Origin of the sequence: Paenibacillus sp. FSL E2-0177 (genome assembly GCF_037992975.1) — a bacterium.
Classification (GTDB): domain Bacteria; phylum Bacillota; class Bacilli; order Paenibacillales; family Paenibacillaceae; genus Paenibacillus_AQ; species Paenibacillus_AQ odorifer.
The window spans coordinates 5,768,236-5,787,452 of the sequence record NZ_CP150307.1 but is presented as its reverse complement, the minus strand read 5'-3'; the positions used below and the strand labels follow the sequence as shown (position 1 = coordinate 5,787,452).

The window sequence follows — 19,217 nt, the reverse complement described above, 5'->3', positions numbered from 1 at the left end:
GGTGGGGAACGGTACTTGTCAGCATCGCCGGGTTCTAATTATTCGCTGTGGCTGCGGATCTGTCCGATAGCCTGGTAGTCTAACATCCGCTGCCACTACGGACCCAGATGGCGTTATTTGCAGATTTATCGTTTTTTGAGGCTGGTTTCGGACTCTAGTGACGCTATTGTATAGAAAAAGAGCCTTATTGGGTTCTTTTCATGCCAATAGCTGCTATGGAGTCCGTTAATAACCTAAAAGTGTGATAATGCGGCGAATAGGAGCAACTGTGTCCGATAGCGCTGAAGTATAATCATCCGCTGTGGATTCGGTTGTGTCCGATAGCGCCAAAGTATAATCATCCGCTGCAGATTCGGTTGTGTCCGATAGTGCAAAAGTATAATCATCCGTTGTGGATTCGGTTGTGTCCGATAGCGCTAAAGTACAATTACCTGATGCGGATTCGGCTGTGTCCGATAGCGTCCTAACCTAATCCCCCTGCTGCGTTACTGCGTTCGTTACCGCCGCAGGTTGTGTCCGCGGCAGCTGGCTATGCGCAATGTATCTAAGCCGAAGTTTGGTGGGGAGTACATTTGTCCTGTTTTCAGAACGACAGGAGACAATTGCCGTTACCCTGTGCGTTGTAGTACATAAACTGTGATGTAACCCTCAGCCTGAAGAATTGGCTCTGTAAGGAAGGTGGATGAGCATGAAGCCCAAACGAACTTCTGCCCGCCGCACAGGGCGGCGGGTCTCTCGGATGAAGCGGCGGACTTCACGCCCAGTGCGGCAAGTCGCTGTAGTCCCTATAGTTAACCATCCTAATCCCTATGTTTCGGTTATTATTCCAGCCATGAATGAAGCTCAGACCATTGCGGGAGTGATATCTGGAGCCAGAGGGGTCCACCCGCGCTGCGAGGTAATTGTGGTCGTGAATGGATCCACTGATCAAACGGCAGGGATTGCACAATCGCTAGGTGCGCGTGTTATTTCCTATGAGTTGCCGCTTGGACACGACGCTGGCCGTAGTGTGGGAGCTGAGGCAGCCAAGGGAGAAATCCTATTGTTTACAGATGGAGATTTGGTGATACCTGCTTCGGGGCTGCGTCCTTACGTCACTGCTGTTAGTGGTGGAGTGGACATAGCGCTTAATGATTATTCCGGTCCGGTCCGGAAGCTGTCCCCCCATCCGGTGGTGCTGTCTAAACATGCACTGAATATTCTGCTTGGCCGTCCAGATCTGAAGGGATGTTCGATGACGGCAGTTCCGCACGCAATCAGCCGCAGAGCACTTGATATTTTAGGGAGCGATTCATTATCACGTCCTCCACTGGCGCATGCCCAGGCAATTCTTAGTGGACTGCAAGTGGTAGCCGCTCACAAAGTACCTGTAGGGAAGTTAAATGCGGTGAGACGCAAGGAAGGCGGCATAGATCCATTGCAGCAGTTGATTACAGCAGATCATATGGAGGCTGTATCCCTCTTGCTGGAACATCGGGGGAACAGAGCGGGCTTTGGCGACGGAGCCCGGCGCAGAGAGATGGTGAGATGATGGTTGCAACTTTACGAGGCACAGCAGCTCGAACGGCAAAGAAACGGCCAATCCCTCACAGGTCAGCCAATCGCTCTGTAAAAGCCAACGCTGCTGCTCGCCCGCTTCTGTCTCGGCAATCGAAGGCAGGCAAGGAGACTCTGAAATTACCGAAGTTACGTGGGACTTTGTCAGTCATTATCTCCGCGCGTAATGAGGAGCAGACCTTGTCCCGTCTGCTGCATCAGGTTGCACGGCTTGAACCTGCAGAAATTATCGTCGTACTTAATGGCTGCAGTGATAACTCTTTTCCTATTTCTAGACAACATCGTCAAGCCATTGTAGTACACTGCCCAGAGTCTGTCGGACATGATGTGGGTCGGGCTATCGGTGCAAAGCTGAGTCGCGGGGATATATTGCTTTTTCTGGATGGAGATATGGTCATTCCGGCCTCTCAGCTCGTTTCATTCACGGCGGCTGTAGATCGCGGAATTGATGTAGCTCTTAATGATTTAGACTCACTGATGCCTTCCTTTGGATTATGTGATGATGTCACCCGCAGCAAACTGTTTCTGAATTATGCTCTGGATAGGTACGATCTCGGGGTTAGCTCTATGACAGCTGTTCCTCATGCGCTTTCGCGGCATGCGCTTGAGACCATAGGCTACCGTGAATTAATGGTTCCACCTAAAGCCCAAGCTCGCTCTGTATTAGAAAAGTTACGGGTGGAGAAGGTAGGAACGGTAAATGTTATTAAACATAATCGGCTGCGCAAGGCAAATACAGGGGTTGGAAATGCTGTGGAAAAACTGATCATAGGAGATCATGCTGAGGCTCTACATGAGGTTCTTTCCCGGCGAAAAGCTGGCGGTCTGCTAAGTAGTGAAACACAGCGTGAGTACCGCAGACAGGTAGCCGCTTGGAGGAATCGGATATGACGCTGACGAGTATTATTATTCCAACCTACAATGCGCTGCCCTTGCTGCGGGCCTGTGTGGAATCTATTCGTGCCTACACTCCGCCGCCTTATGAGATTATCGTAGTGGACAATGCTTCAACGGACGGAACAGACACCTATTGCCGTGCGAATCATATAACGTTTATTTCATTGCCAGACAATCGCGGCTTTCCAACTGCATGCAATTTGGGGCTACAGCTAGCGTCAGGTGATGAAGTCCTGCTGCTGAATAACGATGTAGTGGTGTCTCAAGGATGGTTAACTAATCTGAAGAGGGCTCTATATAGTGCTCCTGATGTAGGTATTGTTGGACCAGTCACAAACTATGCCAGTGGACGTCAACAGGTGAAGACCGATTATGAAGGTCTGATAGGTTTTCATCAGGCTGCTGAGAGGGCGAACCTTCCAAATCCCCAGAAATGGCTGGAGACGAGACGGCTGGTAGGATTATGTTTTTTATTCAAAAGAGAGCTGCTAACTTCCGTAGGTCTACTGGATGAGAGATTCTCACCTGGACATTACGAAGATGATGATTATTGTTATCGCGCCAGGATAAAGGGATATCGGCTGCTTATCGCCGGGGATTGCTTGGTGCACCATGAAGGAAGTGCAAGTTTCAAGCAAGTTTACAATACCGGACTGCAAGAACTGGTGGAACGAAATCGCAAGATCTTTATAGATAAATGGAATGTAGATCCTATTAATTTTATATGAAGTGCAGATCCGAAGGCAAAGGACGTAGATAAAGAGGAGGAAAGTAAGTGAAAGGAGTCATACTGGCGGGCGGAACAGGATCTAGACTTCAACCGCTGACCCGGCTTATGAACAAACATTTGCTTCCGGTCGGCAAATATCCTATGGTCTGTTACGGCATAGACCGGCTTCGCCGGGGAGGAATTACCGACATTCTTCTGGTCATAAGCAAGCAGTCTGCTGGATTATACACGGATTTTTTAGGCAGCGGTGCTGCATTTGGTGTATCTCTGACCTATAAAATTCAGGAAGCTGCCGGAGGCATTGCCGAGGCGCTTGATTTAGCAGAAGGGTTCATTTTCCCAGGGGAACGATTTGTTGTATTGCTCGGGGATAATCTTTTTATGGATGATCTGAAGCCTTATGTGGAGAGTTATCTTCGTCAGCCGGCGGGCACTGCAAAGGTGTTGCTGAAGCCGGTGGAGGACGCGCGCAGATACGGTGTACCTGTGTTTGATAGTCAAGATGCGGCATGGATTGCTTATATCGAAGAAAAGCCTGAGCATCCGAAGACCAATTATTGTGTAACTGGTATTTATATGTACGATGAAGCTGTATTTGATATCATCCGGCGGGTATCGCCTTCCAAGAGGGGGGAGCTGGAGATTACCGATGTAAATAATATATACGCCGCTGATCGCAGACTTAGTTATGATGTGCTTAAGGATTGGTGGAGTGATGCGGGGACGTTCCAGTCTTTACACGAGGCGGGGGAAAAGTTAAAGGATGCACTGCCATAAGGCAGTGCTTTTTTTGTTGTAATCCTGCTATAGATAGCCGCAAGGGCTTTGAAATCACGCGTTACTCAGAGAGCTCGGGGGTTAGAAATCCTCCACCAGATTAAATCCTCAGTTTCTTTGTATCTCTCAGAGCCTAGACGCTCCAATACTTTGTGGGAGGCTGTATTATCTTTTTCAGTGTCAGCGATTACATAGACAGCTTGGGGATGGGAGAAGATCCATGCATTAATTGTGTGTAGTGCCTCTGTTGCATACCCTTTTCTTCTATATTTCTCATCAATCCCATACCCTAGAATAACCTCGCCTTTCTCATTCGGGTAACCTTTAAGGATAATGAATCCTATAATACATTGATCTTCCCGATGGATGATGGCCCAGTTCGTTAACCATAGGTAATGGTCGGGGTCCTGCTGCACCTTTTTTAGCCTGATCTGCATAGCATATTGCATTTCATCATCAAGCGCCGCACTGATGGCAGCTAAGCCTAATTGCTGCTGTAGCTCCGAATAGTTATCTATTGCTAGCGTGAGCTCTGGGGCAGTTAAAGGTATTAGATCGATACGCTTGCTTTCAAGCTTCATATATTCCCCACCAACCTTTGGTAAACTCAGGATTGTGCATTTCACATTTTAATCCTTTTAAATGTACTTAGCAATAACGTAATTTTTATGTCATTCCAGTCACGAATAGAGCCTTAACTTGTCGAGGATCCCGGCACCGTCCCGGCTCCTGCCGCATATGCTGTAGCAGGGCGTTTGAGCAAAGGAGACATGAAGGTGCAGAGTAAAATAACTAAAGTCCTGCAGCACATGGCCCATACGCACGAACAGATGGCGCGGATTCTAGACGCTGAGCGCCATGTGGCTGTCCGTATGTCGCAAATTGTCCACGATCTGCCAGATGCGGAGCCTGATTTTGATGGGATCAGCGGGATGATCGAAAGCTCAACTCAGGTAAACAAGAACATTATTGCTTACTTGAATGCACTTGCAGATCTGGAAGAAGCGATGGCTGATGGGGTAGGCAGAGTGATTAAGGAATTGAACGGTCAAGAAGAAGAGTAACGCTATAGGAGCAGGAGGCGGAAGATGAGCAGAGAAAAGGCTTATCTGCAAATGCTGGAGTCCACCGCCGCCATCCAGTGGAACGTTGCGTTGATTCTGGAAGCTAAGGCGGTTGAAGCTGAAAAGGTAAAGCAGTGGGCACAGCATCATATCCACGCTAGAGCCTTTGATTCCCACAGTGAGCAACTGAAGGAGTCCCTCTCTATACACGAGGTCATCGTGGAGATGGTCGAAGGGCTGACCAAACTGGAGAACGGACTCTACAGCAATTTAAAAGCAGTGCTGGGCAGTGGTGAAGACGATGGTGGCGGGGAAGGTTTTGGAGACATGTCAGGTGATGGCTTTAGTTTTGGAGAAGACAGCAAATGAGCGGGGACCGTCTCTCTGAACATGCCGTCAAGCTGGAGATGATTCGCTCCATTTCGCGCAGTCAGGCTGCTTTGGCGGCCATCTTGGAGAGCATCGCCGAATTGACGGAGCAATCTGAGTTGACGGCCCGCAAATTGAGCGACAATATCAGGATTTTAAGTGGGTATCAGAGTGCGATGTGCCGGATGATGTCCGGGATTTCACTACATCGTCCTAAACGGGGAATTCCTGCTGCGCCATGGCTGAGCAAGGCATACGCCGTAGGAACCTCCAGAGAACATGGAGCACAGGAGGAGTAGAAGCATGAAGAAAAAAAGCCGCAGAACGCTACGTTCAGGCAGAACCCGTAGACGCACATTGCTGCTCTCGCGGAAAGCAAAAGTTCGTAAAGGGCTAGCCCGTAAATCCCGCAGAGTTCTTGCCCGGAAAACTGCTCGTTATGGGAAGTCAAAGAAAGGCCTATTGCTACGCAAGAAAAGAAGACTTCGTCGCAAGCTTGTTCGTAAAGTAAGGGTTGCGCAGCCACCGGTGATTGTGGTACCCGTGAGCGAGGCTCCGCCTGCTCCACAGGTAATTCCGCTCCCCCCGGAGCTGGGCGTTTCGCCGGAAACGCCTCCGGCAGACGCCTTTCAACAGGGCTACACCGAAGCATACAACGTGGGGTTCGACGCCGGTTTCGCCAAGGGCTTCGAGGACGGGCATAAGCTGGAATTCAGCTAGGAGACACAGATGACAAGATCCGCTCCGTCCGTGAGCGGGTCTTGGGGTTTTCGTGCGGACTGGTTTGCTGCGCTGCCGATGTGATAAACTTCATAATGAAAGTGAAAATAATATGAGGTTAAGATGAAGGCAGGGATGATTCATGGGTACTGAGATTCGCAGAGCACGCAAAGATGAGATTGATGAAATTATGGAGCTGATTGCCAAATGCGTACAGGTGATGCAAGCAGGTGGCAGCGATCAGTGGGACGAGCATTATCCGAACCGGGAGATCATCTCCCTTGACATTGAACGTGGCAATCTATGGGTATGTGAGGAGAACAATGCGGTGGCCGGCATTCTAGTGTTGGACGAGCACCAATCCGAGCAGTATGGGAAGATTGACTGGACAGAAACGCAAGGGCCTCATTTAATTATGCATAGATTGGCTGTGCATCCCGAAGTTCAAGGGAAGGGAATTGCACGCCGTCTTAGCACTTATGCAGAAGAATATGCTCGCCAGAATGGTTATTCCAGTATCCGTCTGGATACATATGCTAAGAACACTGGGGCACTCGCCCTATATCCCAAGTTAGGTTATGATCGCAGGGGTGAAGTAACTTTTCCGGGGCGCACCGCTAATTTCCCGGTATTCGAGAAGGTTCTAGAAAAGCACGGAAATTCGAAAGCTTAACATAGCAAGAGAACCAGAGGATATCTCAGAGCCATCAAATGGCTGCTGGGATATCCTCTTTTTTCGTGAAAATAACACCTTTCTCTAAACAAAAACTTTGTTTGATTAGGTAGCATTTGCGCATTTGCGCTTACGAAAAACCTGCTCAAAAGGTGATGAATTTGCAAATAGTCATTGGAGTCCGAAACCCTGCTCCAAAGGCGATAAATGTGCAAATAGCGTCATTGGAGTCCGAAACCCTGCTCAAAAGGCGATAAGTGTGCAAATAGCGTCATCTGGGTCCGAAAGCATCAGTGGCAGAGTATGACTCGACACTATCGGACCCAGATGACCTTAAACGTGGAATTTTCCCACATTTGGGATGCTATCGGACTCCAGCGCAGCTATTGGTATAAAACACACTACATATGGACCTGTTTCGAGGGAATAGCGTCACTGGAGTCCGAAATTTTGCTCAAAAGGCGATAAATGTGCAAATAACGTCATCTGGGTCCGAAACCATCAGTGGCTGAGTGTGACTCGCCAGTAACGGACCCAGATGACCTTAAACGTGGAATTTTCCCACATTTGGGATGCTATCGGACTCCAGCGCAGCTATTGCTATAAAACACATTGCATATGGGACTGTAACGAGGAAATAGCGTCACTGGAGTCCGAGATCTTGCTCAAAAGGCGATAAATGTGCAATAACGTCATCTGGGTCCGAAAGCATCAGTGGCAGAGTATGACTCGACACTATCGGATCCAGATGACCTTAAACGTGGAATTTTCCCACATTTGGGATGCTATCGGACTCCAGCGCAGCTATTGGTATAAAACACACTACATATGGACCTGTTTCGAGGGAATAGCGTCACTGGAGTCCGAAACCCTGCTCCAAAGGCGATAAATGTGCAAATAGCGTCATCTGGGTCCATAAGCATCAGCGGCTGAGTATGACTCGCCAGTAACGGACCCAGATGACCTTAAACGCGGAATTTTCCCACATTTGGAATGCTATCGGACTCCAGCGCAGCTATTGCTATAAAACACACTGCATATGGAACTGTTTCGAGGGAATAGCGTCACTGGAGTCCGAAACCATGCTCAAAAAGCGAAAAATGTGCAAATAGCGTCATCTGGGTCCGAAAGTATGGAGGATTATGACTCACCAGTGGTGTGGACGTAGCGAGAGCAGTAGAAGCAGAAGCAGAAGCAGAAGTAGATGTAGATGTAGATGTAGACGTAGCAGTGCAGAAATAAGAGTAGTGTAGGGACAGTAGTAGAAGCAGAAGCAGTAGACGTAGCAGTGTAATAGGCGCAAGGGGAACATAGATGTGCAGAAGTAGAAGTAGTGTAGGGACAGTAGTAGCAGAAGCAGTAGAAGTAGCAGTGGAGTAGGCGCAGGGAGAAAGTAAAAGTGCAGAAGTAGGAGTAGAGTAGGAGCTGTAGTTGTAGTTGTTGTAGCAGTAGACGTAGCAGAAGCAGTAGACGTAGCAGTGTAATAGGCGCAAGGGGAACGTAGAAGTGCAGAAATAAGAGTAGTGTAGGGGCAGTAGTAGAAGCAGTATCAGTAGACGTAGCAGTGGAGTGGGCGCAAGGAGAATGTAGGAGTGCAGAAGCAGTGGAGTAGGCGTAGGGGAGAAATACAAGAAGCCGAAGCAGTGCAGAAGTAGCAGTTGAGTAGCAGTAGGGTCGGCATAGGTCAGTTAGATGAATAGAGCTAGACGTACACTACCGACTCTGACCAGTTTATCATATTGCGCTATATGCACAGCGGTTTAGCACAACGCGTTAGAGTAAGCAGAGATACTGTCCGAAATGGTCGACCTAATCGTGCGAAATGGCCGACTTAATCGAACGAAACGGTTGTCTCTTAAGCCATGAAATAGCTCTTGGATAGCTTATTTTTTATGTTTTCCTGACAGTAAATCTGACGCGAAGTACAGGGTATCGTGATCGAAATTTTCTTCAAACAGAATAATCGTGATCATAAATTGAATTATGTTATTTAACATAACATAAAATTCTAAATCACTTTTATGAAACAGTATTAATAAAACGAAATCGATTTTATATGTCATGTATATTGACATATAACCTGTCTTTAGATTATTATTGGACTATTCAAATTACAAATGAATAGTCTTTTTTTCGTATATCCTTAATAATTGGTTTAAGGGTCTCTACCGGGAACCGTAAATTTCTGGCTACGAAAATATGCTCAGGCATATTTTTGTGGCCTTTTTGTGTTACAAGCGTGAAGTTGTGCTGGAATTAACTCAATGAGGGGGAGAAGGGCTATGGGAAATATTTTGATCAAAAATGCCGAAATCATTACGATGAACAAGCAAGAGGAAATTATACACGGGGATGTCCGGATTAAGGATGATCTCATTGTTGAAATCGGCACTGGCCTTATCCCGCAGGGCGACGAGCAGATCATTGATGCTACGAACCGTACATTGATTCCGGGTTTTATCCAGACTCATATTCATTTATGCCAGACGTTATTCCGAGGTAAAGGGGACGATCTGGAGCTGATGGATTGGCTGCGCAAACGAATCTGGCCATTAGAGGCCGCGCATGATGAAGAATCCCTTTATTATTCGGCTATGCTTGGCATCGGCGAACTGATCACCAGCGGCACGACGACGATTGTGGATATGGAGACTGTCCATCATACGGATTTTGCGTTTCAGGCTATAGCTAAAAGTGGAATCCGGGCCTTGTCCGGCAAGGTGATGATGGATCAAAAAGGGGGAGATGTGCCTGAGGCGCTGCAGGAGGATACCGCATCTTCTTTGCAGGAAAGTGTCGATCTACTGGAAAAATGGAATGGTTATGGAAACGGCCGGATTCAGTATGCATTTTCTCCACGTTTTGTGATTTCCTGTACAGAGCCTTTATTAACCGAGGTGCGAGATCTGTCCGCAAGATACGATGTGAAGGTGCATACTCATGCGTCTGAGAATTTAGGGGAAATTGAGATTGTGCAGGCCATGACTGGCATGCGTAACATCGTCTATCTGGATCATCTAGGATTAGCCAATGAACGGCTTATACTGGCGCATTGCGTGTGGCTGGATGCTGAGGAGCGGCGGATTTTGCGGGATCGAGGGGTGCATGTAAGTCATTGCCCGGGTTCCAATCTGAAATTGGCCTCCGGAATTGCGGACACACCAGGGATGCTTCATGAGCATGTTTCTCTTAGTCTGGGAGCGGATGGCGCTCCATGCAATAACAATCTGGATATGTTTAATGAGATGCGATTGGCGGCGATTATTCAAAAGCCTCATCACGGACCCACAACCATGGATGCCCGCAGTGTATTCCGTATGGCTACTATTGGTGGGGCGAAGGCCGTAGGGATGGAGGATAAGATCGGGAGTATCGAGGTAGGCAAAAAAGCAGATCTAGTGCTCCTGAATCTCTACAATTTTCATACCTTCCCCTCTTACGACGTAGATCCCATCTCTAGAATTGTATATTCCGCTACGCGGGCAGATGTGGAGACAACGATAATCGACGGGGAGATCGTGATGGAAAGAGGTTTGCTAAAGACTGTGGATAAAGAAATTGTACTAAATGAAGCTAACCGTTCTATTAAAAGATTACTCACGCATACCTCGATCGTTTGAGGGGAGAGGTCGATTCGGATTCGGATATCTTATCATTCGCAGGGGATCATCACTGGACCCCCTGTTTTTTTATGAGAAAATATGAACATAAGGGAACTAAAGTGCCTTTTGTGAGGTCGTATTAAGTGAGGTGAAGCTAATTGGAACTGGAAGGTCTTCAGCACAGCGAGACGATGAATGAACAGCAACTAAGAGAAATCATGAGCCGTTACGGAGAGGATATATGGAATTATATCTATTATCTTACCAAAAATTCTGAACAAGCCGATGATCTGGCTCAAGAAGTATTCATTAAATGTTATTACAGGATTGGAACGTACCGGGGGAATTCTTCATTTAAAGCATGGTTGCTTACGATTGCCAGGAATACTGTTTTTTCGCACCGGAAATCGCGCTTTTTTCGTTCGGGCTTATGGGGTGGTGTACAGCCATTGTCCACGGTTGATGTGAAGCAGCGGGAAAAAACTATCGAACCTCTTGGCGTAGCCCGATCTGCGGAGATGGAGTATTTGGGTAATCAGTCCATTGGTGAGATATGGGATCTAATTATGGCATTGTCTCCAAAGCTGCGCGAAATATTGGTCCTGGATTTGAAATATGAACTCTCTATAAAAGAAATAGCTGAACTGATGAACTTGAGTCACGGAACGGTAAAATCAAGATTGCACCGAGCGCGGCAAAAAATTCAGAACAAATTAAAGGGGGTAGAATGATGGAGGATCATAAACCGGAATGGTATGCTCAGGCCCGAAAAGGACCTTTTGGAAATGAAAAGTTTACTATGAGGCATGCAGACAACGTCATTCGCCGAATTCAAGAAGATCAACAGGGAGCGAAATCTTACTCAGGAAAAAGACTGCCTGTGCAATTGTTGGCTGTGGCGAGTTTTATTGTATTGTTGGGCTTAGGTGTATTCTTTCTGAACGGAAGGTTCCTCGGTAATGAATCAAGCAACCCTGCGCAAACTGAGGTTTCGTCGCATTTCACGGAGGCTGAGCTACAGCGGAACGCAGATCAGGTGATGCAGAGTTTACTTGGAAAGACTTATCCGCTAGATCACCGGGAATGGCTTAAGGAGCAACAGCAGATATTTTACTCTTACCAGAAAGGTGAGGACTCCGCATATATCTGGATCAATTATGAGACAGGAGAACTGGTGCAAACGAAGATGAGTAGGATTCTGACAGCTGCGGAGATCGACGCTGAAATGAATACCCGTGCGGAAGAGATCAAGGGCAAACTGGGTTATGCGAATGATTCAGCTTATGAAGTGCTCAGATACGTTGAATATGATGTTACACAACATTCTGGCGTGAAAATTGAGAATAACTTTAGGGCGGAGAAATGGCGTATCGGATTTGTAAATGGTGAATTCGATTACGCATCAGCCACGCTTGAGGCCTCGGCGGTATCAGAAGAGATGCGTCAAGCTGGGGAACAGGCCTTGAAGGTGTTGAGAGGTAACGGAGGTGAAGAGCTTAGTTTAGTATTTCGGGCTATGGACAAGGATCAGGATACGCTTACGCTGCAATACGGATCAAAGGTTTCGGTTACGTTCGATACTGTTACTAGAAGGATTGAGCAGATTAGTGATACAAATCCTCGTGCTAGTGATAAAACAGATCCCAAACAACTAACGGTATTAGACCGGGAGCTGTCTCTAATTGATGGGGATCGCCTACGTGAGAAGGCAGCACCTCTGCTGACTAAGATATTTAGCGTTGCTGATGTGAGCGAATATAGCTTGCTTAAAAGAGATCAGGAGCCCGGGAATCTCACCTTTCATAAGCTTGGCAGTCCTGAGATCACTGTATATTATGATAGTGATTTAACGATCTGGAAGGTAAAAGAGGATTTGCCAGCAAGCCAGTTTTAGATTGAAAGGCATAACATAATAGGCTTAAATAGGGAGGTTCCACAGCCGAAAAGGCGTGGGATTTCCCTATTTGTAGTGGGAGCGAACGGTGCACATTTTTGATAAAAAAAGTAAGTATTGTTATACTAGAACAATCTGATATTTTACAGAAAAGATGAATAGAGTTCATAATCAGAACAAATGAAAAGGTAAGAGGGGATTAAAACGTGAAAAAGCACGGGCCGAATCGAGCTCAGTTCTATATTGTTGTCCTGCTGCTATGGTTGAAGCTGCTCCTGCTGAGAGTGCTGTTCTTTGATAGAATTGCTTGGGAATGGATTGCAGCAGATGTTGCTCCAGTCCTCTTCATCATGGGGATACTGACGGTCATTACTCCTTCGCGGGTGAGAACAGCCGTCTATTGGACATTTAACGGGATATTATCGCTGCTGCTGTTCGCAGCCAGTGTATATTTCAATCACTTTGGTTCTGTTCCTACGTATCTGGCTTTATATGAACTGAATCAGGTGTTTCAAGTGAAGGCAAGCGTAGAATCAACGATACAGACTATTGATTATTTATTTTTCGCTGATTTTGTGATCATGGCAATCTATGTCTTGATCCGCAGATGGAAGCATGGAAAAGCCTATCCGCGTGGGCGTGAGCGATTCAGCTCCCGGAACACACGATTGGCACACATGATGGTGATTCTGGTGGCTATTCTTGGAGGTTTTGCTTTATCGGCCAATTCTGTCAATTCTGCGCGGGGAATTACAAATGAGCTTGTGCAGGCAGAAAGTGCCGGATTCCTGAATTATGAGGTCGTTGCCGCAATTAAGGTCAAGGAAGATAACAATCTCATTGGAACCGGAGATATTAAGGATACCATCGCGAAGATTGATGAGCTACAAGCTTCCTATCCTTATAGTAGTAAGGCCGCGGGCACAGCACCTGAGTATTTTGGCTCGCAAAAGGGCAAAAATGTAATTGTCATCCAAATGGAAGCTTTCCAAAACTTCCCGCTGCATCAATCCCTGAAGGGTCAAGAGCTGACTCCAGTGTTGAACAAGTTGGCAGATGAGGGATTTTACTTCCCCCATGTCTACCAGCAGATTGGTCCGGGCAATACTTCTGACGCTGAATTTATGAGCAACACGTCGATTTATCCAATCGGGACCTTGGCAATGTCCACTGGATTCGGGGACAGGGAACTGCCGAGCCTACCACGTCTGCTGAGAGATAAAGGATATGAGGCGTACACCTTTCACGTGAATCAAGTGGGCTTTTGGAATCGGAATGAGCTATATCCTGCACTTGGATTTAACGGCTATTATGATAAAGATTATTTTACCAATGATCATTTTAATGCGTTTGGTGCTTCCGATGAACAGCTTTATATTACGGGTGTCGAGAAATTGGCAGAGCTGCAGAAGAAAGGAACTCCTTTCTACGCACAAATGGTGACGGCGTCCAGCCATCATCCCTTCCAAATTCCGGACTCTTTTAAGAAGATTTCAGTGCCTGATGAGTTAAAAAACACGATGCTTGGCGATTATTTGACTGCTATTAACTATACTGATTATGCCATTGGAACTTTAATAGAGGGTTTGAAGAAAAATGGAATGTGGGATAACACTGTGCTGGTGATGTATGGCGATCATTTTGGCTTGCAGCCGCAGGATGTGCCACCGGAGCAAGTGGAAAGTGCACTGGGGATTCCATACGATTCCCGAATCAGTCGCTTTAATATTCCATTGATTGTACATGTACCAGGAATGGAGCAAGGGAAGGTAGTAGAGAGAACCGGTGGACAGTTGGATATTCTTCCAACAATAGCTAACCTATTGGGGGTTTCTTTAAAAGAAGAAGGTTATACAGCATTTGGTCATGATCTCTTGAACATTGATCGTAATGTGTTAGGGATGCGGTATTATTTGCCTTCTGGTTCTTTCTTTAATGATGATATTCTCTATGTGCCTGGTAAAGATTTTGCTGATGGTAAAGCTGTGTCGTTGGATACGCTTAAGCCAGTATCGGATTTCACAAAATATCAGACTGATTATGAGTATATTTTGAAGCTAATGAATTTGTCCGACGAATATGTGAAGCTGTTACCACAGAGATAGGGGGAATCATGAAAAAGTTCTGGAAACCGGAGTATCTCGTAGGCCTTGCCGGCTGCGGTATCATTATTTATTTGCTATTCGTAGGGCCATTTATTGGTGTTGCCGATAACGGAGATTTTCTGCGTATGATGAATACCATCGGTCTGAACTACTATGATACTGGAGCATCGTATGCCGACCAGTTTTTCAATTTTAGTCATTCCAGTTTTGCGTATGAAAATTTATTTAGAGGTTTTTATCCATCCTCACAGATTTTTATAGTACTTGTGCCGAGATTGATCGGCGGGCTCATCCATGGCAGCTTTTTTGATGTTCGTTTGCTGGGTGCAGTTTATGGGCTTCTTTTACTGGCGGCAACTTGGCTGCTGGTGAAGTATAATGCTCGTGGCTCTTATGTTACAGGGCTGCTGTTGGGAGCAGCTATCTTATTTGTATTTTACGATATCGGGTATGTGGCCTATTTCAACTCCTTGTTTGGAGAACCAGTGTCGATGGTGTTTATGCTGCTGACATTTGCATTAGGATTAAGATTAACCAGCCAAGAGAAGCCAACCACTAAAGGATTAACCTTATTTTTTATCGCGATTCTGTTTCTGGTCACCTCCAAAATCCAGAATGCACCGATTGGGATTGCCTTTGCACTGATTTTCTTGCGGTTTATGATGCTTGACGGAGAGGGCAAATGGAGGAAGTTGGCGTTACGTTTTTCGATTGCCATCTTTCTTGTATCCATCGTTTTGTATGTGGCAGCGCCAAAAGATCTTAAGCATATTAATCTGTATCAAACGGTGTTTTTTGGGATTCTAAACGAATCGCCGGATGTGAAGGGAGACTTGCAGGATCTCGGATTGCCGGAGCGGCTGGAGGTACTGGCGGGTACAAATTATTTTCAGACCGATACAGTGATTAAGCAGGATGATCCTTCGCTGGTTCCGGACTTCTATGACCGTGTATCTCATAAAGATGTATTGTTCTTCTATCTGAAGCATCCGGACCGGTTGATAGATAATATGAAATATGCTGCGAGTAACAGCATGGCGATTCGCCCGTATTATCTAGGAAACTATGAGAAAAGCGAGAATAAACCAGCAGGTGCATTATCCTATACTTACAGTGCATGGAGCCAATTCAAAAACAAACATATTCCGCACACGCTCGGATTTCTCTCCATATTCTATCTGGTGTATTTTGCGGGAGCTTTGTTCCAGTATTTCCGCAGCAGGGATATTCGTGGCAAAGTTGCCGGCGAGCTGCTGATGCTGCTAGGGCTAATAGGGATTTTCTCCTTCTTGGTTCCGATTCTTGGGGACGGAAGGGCTGACATCGGTAAGCATTTATTCTTGTTTAATGTGTGCTTCGATATGATGGTTGTAGTCATGTTTGGATGGATTGTTCACAAGCTGACGGGGATTGCGAGACGCTAATTTCAAGAACCTATCAAACACAAAATAACACAAAGCAAACAGCAAGTTTCCGATTTGGAGACCTGCTGTTTTTTTTAAAATATGGCTATGTTAAACTTTGTTGTTGATATTTCATAATTACGAACAAGTGTTCTATAATAAGGGCGATATAACTGTTCGGAGATGATTTGCCTATGGATTTAAAGGAACTGAAAAAGCTTGCTGATACGTTGGACGATAATGGTAAGCGAGAACTTATCTACTTTTTGCAGTCCCGAACCAAGGGAGTGGCACTTCCAGTTCGAGCGATTGATGAAATTCAAGAGCAGAAGCATAAAGATGGACTTGTTTGCCCGCATTGCAAAAACCATTCTGTTGTTCGATTTGGAAAGTAGGCTGTAAGAACACGCACTGGAGAGGTTAAACGTCAACGTTACCGTTGTAAGTCCTGTCGCCAAACATTCAATGACCTTACGAACACCCCTCTGCAACGAATGAGGCGACCTCATATGTGGGTTCGGTTTATCGAATGCATGATTGAGGGCTTTTCTCTGAGAAAATGTGCAGAGCAGTTAAACGATGAAGTCACGCATGTCACCTTGTTTTACTGGCGGCATAAGATTCTTTCCGCTCTGAAGCAGATTCCAACCGAAGCATTTCAAGATATTGTTGAAATGGACGAGACCTACTTTCTTTACTCGGAAAAGGGCAAGCGGAATATTACCGAACGCAAGCCACGTAAACGTGGCGGCAAAGCGAAATATCGTGGTATAAGCCACGATCAAGTGTGCGTGCTGGTTGCCCGTGACCGTCAGAAAATGACTTACTCTGGCGTACTTGGGCGTGGACGTATTCGGATTACAAAATTAGACGAAGCGATTGGTGGTCATCTATCTGACTCAAACGTGTTATGCACTGATTCATGGAGGGCATTTAGCTCCTATGCGAATTCAAAAGGCATGACTCATTACCGATTCAAGACCGACGGAAAACAACGTGTGAAAGGCGTGTACCATATCCAAAACGTAAACAGCACCCACAGCCGCTTGAAGAAATGGATGGATCGCTTCAATGGTGTTGCAACAAAGTATTTGCAGAATTACTTGGCGTGGTTTCGTTACTTAGACAGCAAGGAATATGAAAATACCGCATCGAATAAGAAAAATATGTTGGTCAAATCGTGCCTGTTTACTGTGACCGACACGAACACCAAACTTCGGCTTTCTGCTTATTCTTGTTAAGCTAACGGGCAGTTATGCGTAACTTTTAGGGAATGTAAACATCTAAATAACGTAAGGAACGAGGAGGCAGACAATTCATGGGAGGAACGAATGTATGGGATGCGGAGTGGGAGGTTAACGAAGAGCAGGCGCGGACGCTGATCGGCAGACAATTCCCTCAGCTGTCATCGAAGCAAGTGAAGCGATTGGGCTGGGGCTGGGACAATACGGTTTTTCTCATCGGTGACGAGTACGTGTTCCGGTTTCCAAGAAGAACGATTGCAGTTGGCTCGATTCGTATGGAAGGGAAGCTGCTGCCAAAGCTGGAGGCATATATAACCATCCCCTATCCGAAACCGTTGTTTTATGGCGAAGCAAGTGACGAATACCCGGCACCATTTCTTGGCTATGCCTACGTGCTAGGAGATTTCCCAATCGGTTTGACGGAAGAACGCCGGGCTTTATCGGCAGAGACGCTGGCGAAATTTTTGCGGAGATTGCATGAGTTTCCGGTGCAGGCGGCGCTGAAGTGCGGAGTTCAGCAAGATCATCGAAACTTGACGGACATAGCATCGCGCAAAGTGAAATTGGCGGGCTTTCTATCGAAGGTGGTTGAACACTTGTCGCCGGAGGAGTCCGGTGTGATCGAAGCGTATATTAGCGGGCTGCAAAAGGACCGTGTCGAGGCGGTGAATGCACTGCTACATGGCGATCTTCATTTCAAAAATATGCTTGTGAATGAGAACGGGATCGTTTCCGGCATCATTGATTGGGGCGATCTGAGCGTAGGCCATCCGGCTTGCGATTTGAGCGTTGCTTATAGCTTTTTACCACCTTACGCTCGCGGCGTGTTTTTCGAAACGTACGGAGGAGCGGACGAGGAAACGAAGCTGCTGGCGCGGCTAATCGCGGTATACATCCCCATACTGATCTTAATGCAAGCGGTCGATGACGGGAATGAAGCAATTGCGGCAGAGGCGAAATCCAACATCATGCGGGCACTGTCGGATTAGGCTTATTATTTCGTTGCGGCTATGGGGCTATGGCTATCGGCACCATTTTGTCGTTTAAAGGCCGCGATAAGGTACGATCCGCCTTCTCTGATGCCGCTTTATGTTGAGGAACACGAAATTCAACAGAGTAAGTCGTTGCGCTAACGGGACACGATAGCTAGCAATAAACCGCCTTTTCAACGAAGGCGGTTTTCTTATGGTCAAATATCAAACATAGCCAAAAATATAAGAATTTATATGTTCCATGTTGTAAATATCCTTATATTTCTCGCTTAAACGCTTACCGTCCTTAAAGGGACGTCGAAGTCGTGTATGCTTATTCATCTTCAAATAACTCACGCAACATCCCTTGACGATCGTTCATAAACGCTTTGGTCACGGTATAATGTTCGGTTTCCTCCAAGGCGACGGACCGTATTCCCTCCCCCTCCAAGAGAAAAATTTCAGCACCGGGATAGGACATCAGAATGGGGGAATGAGTTGCGATAATGAACTGTGAATCCTGTCCGACCAGCTCATGCATACGCACCAGCAGAGACATTTGACGTAAGGGGGAAAGCGCTGCTTCAGGCTCGTCGAGGATATAAAGGCCGCGGCCGTCGAAACGGTGAACGAATGTAGCTAAAAAAGACTCTCCGTGGGACTGCTCATGCAGAGATTTGCCTCCGTAGGAGTCTTTGATCGGTGGGCCACCGGGTTGTTCATCCAACTCATCAATATAAGAAGCCACATTATAGTAACTCTCCGCACGCAGAAAAAAGCCGTCCTTCGGCCGTCTAACCCCTCTAGCAATTCTAAAATACTCATAAAGATTCGAATGCGAGGAACGAGTGTTAAAAGAAAAGTTTAGCGTTCCACCCTCAGGGTTAAAGCCCCAAGCAGCAGCAATTCCCTCTAACAAGGTTGATTTGCCTGTGCCGTTCTCTCCAACAAGAAAGGTCACTGGTTTTTGAAAAGTCAGGCGATCCAGCGTTCGAACAGCAGGCAGATGAAATGGATAGGTTTGAAAGGATGGCACCAGATCACGCAGCAGCTCCGCGTGTCGCAAATACAACGTGGTGTTATTCATAGTTCCCCCCTTGTGAATTTCAAAAAGTAATCATCTTCGGACAGATTGGACAGAGATGACAAGTTTAGTGCCTCTAGCTAGACCTTTATAGTATAACAGCATCCAGCGAGTGGATGAAATCTGG

17 protein-coding genes, 1 pseudogene and 1 riboswitch are annotated in these 19,217 nt (G+C 46.5%); of the genes and pseudogenes, 16 read left to right on the top strand and 2 right to left on the bottom strand.

Going from position 1 to position 19,217, the window contains the following annotated elements:
• Positions 1 to 688: 688 nt before the first annotated feature.
• Genes MHI25_RS25800 through MHI25_RS25785 form a run of 4 tightly spaced genes read left to right on the top strand, consistent with a single transcriptional unit; the run spans position 689 to position 3,961 of the window.
• Positions 689 to 1,531 carry a glycosyltransferase gene (locus MHI25_RS25800; RefSeq protein WP_340394581.1) on the top strand — a complete coding sequence of 281 codons (843 nt, stop codon included), beginning with the start codon at positions 689 to 691 and terminating at the stop codon, positions 1,529 to 1,531.
• A complete protein-coding gene (locus MHI25_RS25795; RefSeq protein ID WP_340394580.1) occupies positions 1,528 to 2,448 on the top strand; it encodes a glycosyltransferase in 921 nt (306 codons plus the stop codon). The genes MHI25_RS25800 and MHI25_RS25795 overlap by 4 nt, the downstream gene beginning before the upstream one ends.
• Complete coding sequence (locus MHI25_RS25790) at positions 2,445 to 3,182, top strand: glycosyltransferase family 2 protein (protein WP_076142551.1); 738 nt, start codon at positions 2,445 to 2,447, stop codon at positions 3,180 to 3,182. Before MHI25_RS25795 ends, MHI25_RS25790 begins: the two co-directional genes overlap by 4 nt.
• A gap of 47 nt (positions 3,183 to 3,229) precedes the next feature.
• Positions 3,230 to 3,961, top strand: coding sequence for a sugar phosphate nucleotidyltransferase (locus tag MHI25_RS25785; RefSeq protein ID WP_076130445.1), 732 nt, complete (start codon positions 3,230 to 3,232; stop codon positions 3,959 to 3,961).
• A 65-nt stretch (positions 3,962 to 4,026) separates the two neighbouring features.
• Here the strand turns inward: MHI25_RS25785 and MHI25_RS25780 are convergent, their stop codons facing one another.
• A complete protein-coding gene (locus tag MHI25_RS25780; protein ID WP_076278183.1) occupies positions 4,027 to 4,542 on the bottom strand; it encodes a GNAT family N-acetyltransferase in 516 nt (171 codons plus the stop codon).
• A 195-nt stretch (positions 4,543 to 4,737) separates the two neighbouring features.
• Between MHI25_RS25780 and MHI25_RS25775 the strand changes: the two genes are divergently transcribed.
• The 12 genes and pseudogenes from MHI25_RS25775 to MHI25_RS25720 all read left to right on the top strand — a co-directional run bounded on the left by MHI25_RS25775 (position 4,738) and on the right by MHI25_RS25720 (position 18,024).
• A complete protein-coding gene (locus MHI25_RS25775) occupies positions 4,738 to 5,025 on the top strand; it encodes a hypothetical protein (protein ID WP_036679726.1) in 288 nt (95 codons plus the stop codon).
• 24 nt (positions 5,026 to 5,049) lie between these two features.
• Positions 5,050 to 5,394, top strand: coding sequence for a hypothetical protein (locus MHI25_RS25770; RefSeq protein WP_036679724.1), 345 nt, complete (start codon positions 5,050 to 5,052; stop codon positions 5,392 to 5,394).
• Positions 5,391 to 5,693: a hypothetical protein gene (locus MHI25_RS25765; RefSeq protein ID WP_051491084.1), complete on the top strand. Its 303-nt coding sequence runs from the start codon at positions 5,391 to 5,393 to the stop codon at positions 5,691 to 5,693. Before MHI25_RS25770 ends, MHI25_RS25765 begins: the two co-directional genes overlap by 4 nt.
• A complete protein-coding gene (locus MHI25_RS25760) occupies positions 5,674 to 6,114 on the top strand; it encodes a hypothetical protein (protein ID WP_139330222.1) in 441 nt (146 codons plus the stop codon). Before MHI25_RS25765 ends, MHI25_RS25760 begins: the two co-directional genes overlap by 20 nt.
• A gap of 142 nt (positions 6,115 to 6,256) precedes the next feature.
• A complete protein-coding gene (locus MHI25_RS25755) occupies positions 6,257 to 6,787 on the top strand; it encodes a GNAT family N-acetyltransferase (protein WP_076302427.1) in 531 nt (176 codons plus the stop codon).
• A gap of 2,113 nt (positions 6,788 to 8,900) precedes the next feature.
• A riboswitch (purine riboswitch) is annotated at positions 8,901 to 8,999 on the top strand.
• A gap of 70 nt (positions 9,000 to 9,069) precedes the next feature.
• Positions 9,070 to 10,407: a 5'-deoxyadenosine deaminase gene (locus MHI25_RS25750; RefSeq protein WP_076130441.1), complete on the top strand. Its 1,338-nt coding sequence runs from the start codon at positions 9,070 to 9,072 to the stop codon at positions 10,405 to 10,407.
• 140 nt (positions 10,408 to 10,547) lie between these two features.
• On the top strand, positions 10,548 to 11,120 hold the full coding sequence (locus MHI25_RS25745; protein ID WP_076272754.1) for an RNA polymerase sigma factor: 573 nt from the start codon (positions 10,548 to 10,550) through the stop codon (positions 11,118 to 11,120).
• Positions 11,120 to 12,283 carry a hypothetical protein gene (locus MHI25_RS25740; protein ID WP_340394579.1) on the top strand — a complete coding sequence of 388 codons (1,164 nt, stop codon included), beginning with the start codon at positions 11,120 to 11,122 and terminating at the stop codon, positions 12,281 to 12,283. Before MHI25_RS25745 ends, MHI25_RS25740 begins: the two co-directional genes overlap by 1 nt.
• Positions 12,284 to 12,489: 206 nt before the next feature.
• Complete coding sequence (locus tag MHI25_RS25735) at positions 12,490 to 14,388, top strand: LTA synthase family protein (RefSeq protein ID WP_340394578.1); 1,899 nt, start codon at positions 12,490 to 12,492, stop codon at positions 14,386 to 14,388.
• Between the two features lie 8 nt (positions 14,389 to 14,396).
• The gene (locus MHI25_RS25730) at positions 14,397 to 15,812 is read left to right on the top strand and encodes a hypothetical protein (RefSeq protein ID WP_076302431.1); all 1,416 of its coding nucleotides are present in this window, start codon (positions 14,397 to 14,399) and stop codon (positions 15,810 to 15,812) included.
• A gap of 287 nt (positions 15,813 to 16,099) precedes the next feature.
• Positions 16,100 to 17,032: pseudogene (locus MHI25_RS25725) on the top strand (IS1595 family transposase); the annotation flags it as partial.
• Between the two features lie 77 nt (positions 17,033 to 17,109).
• Positions 17,110 to 18,024, top strand: a complete 915-nt coding sequence (locus MHI25_RS25720; RefSeq protein ID WP_339809270.1) for a phosphotransferase — start codon at positions 17,110 to 17,112, stop codon at positions 18,022 to 18,024.
• Positions 18,025 to 18,340: 316 nt separating this feature from the next.
• Here MHI25_RS25720 and MHI25_RS25715 read toward each other — a convergent pair whose 3' ends face one another.
• Complete coding sequence (locus MHI25_RS25715) at positions 18,341 to 19,093, bottom strand: AAA family ATPase (protein ID WP_340394577.1); 753 nt, start codon at positions 19,091 to 19,093, stop codon at positions 18,341 to 18,343.
• Positions 19,094 to 19,217 lie beyond the last annotated feature (124 nt).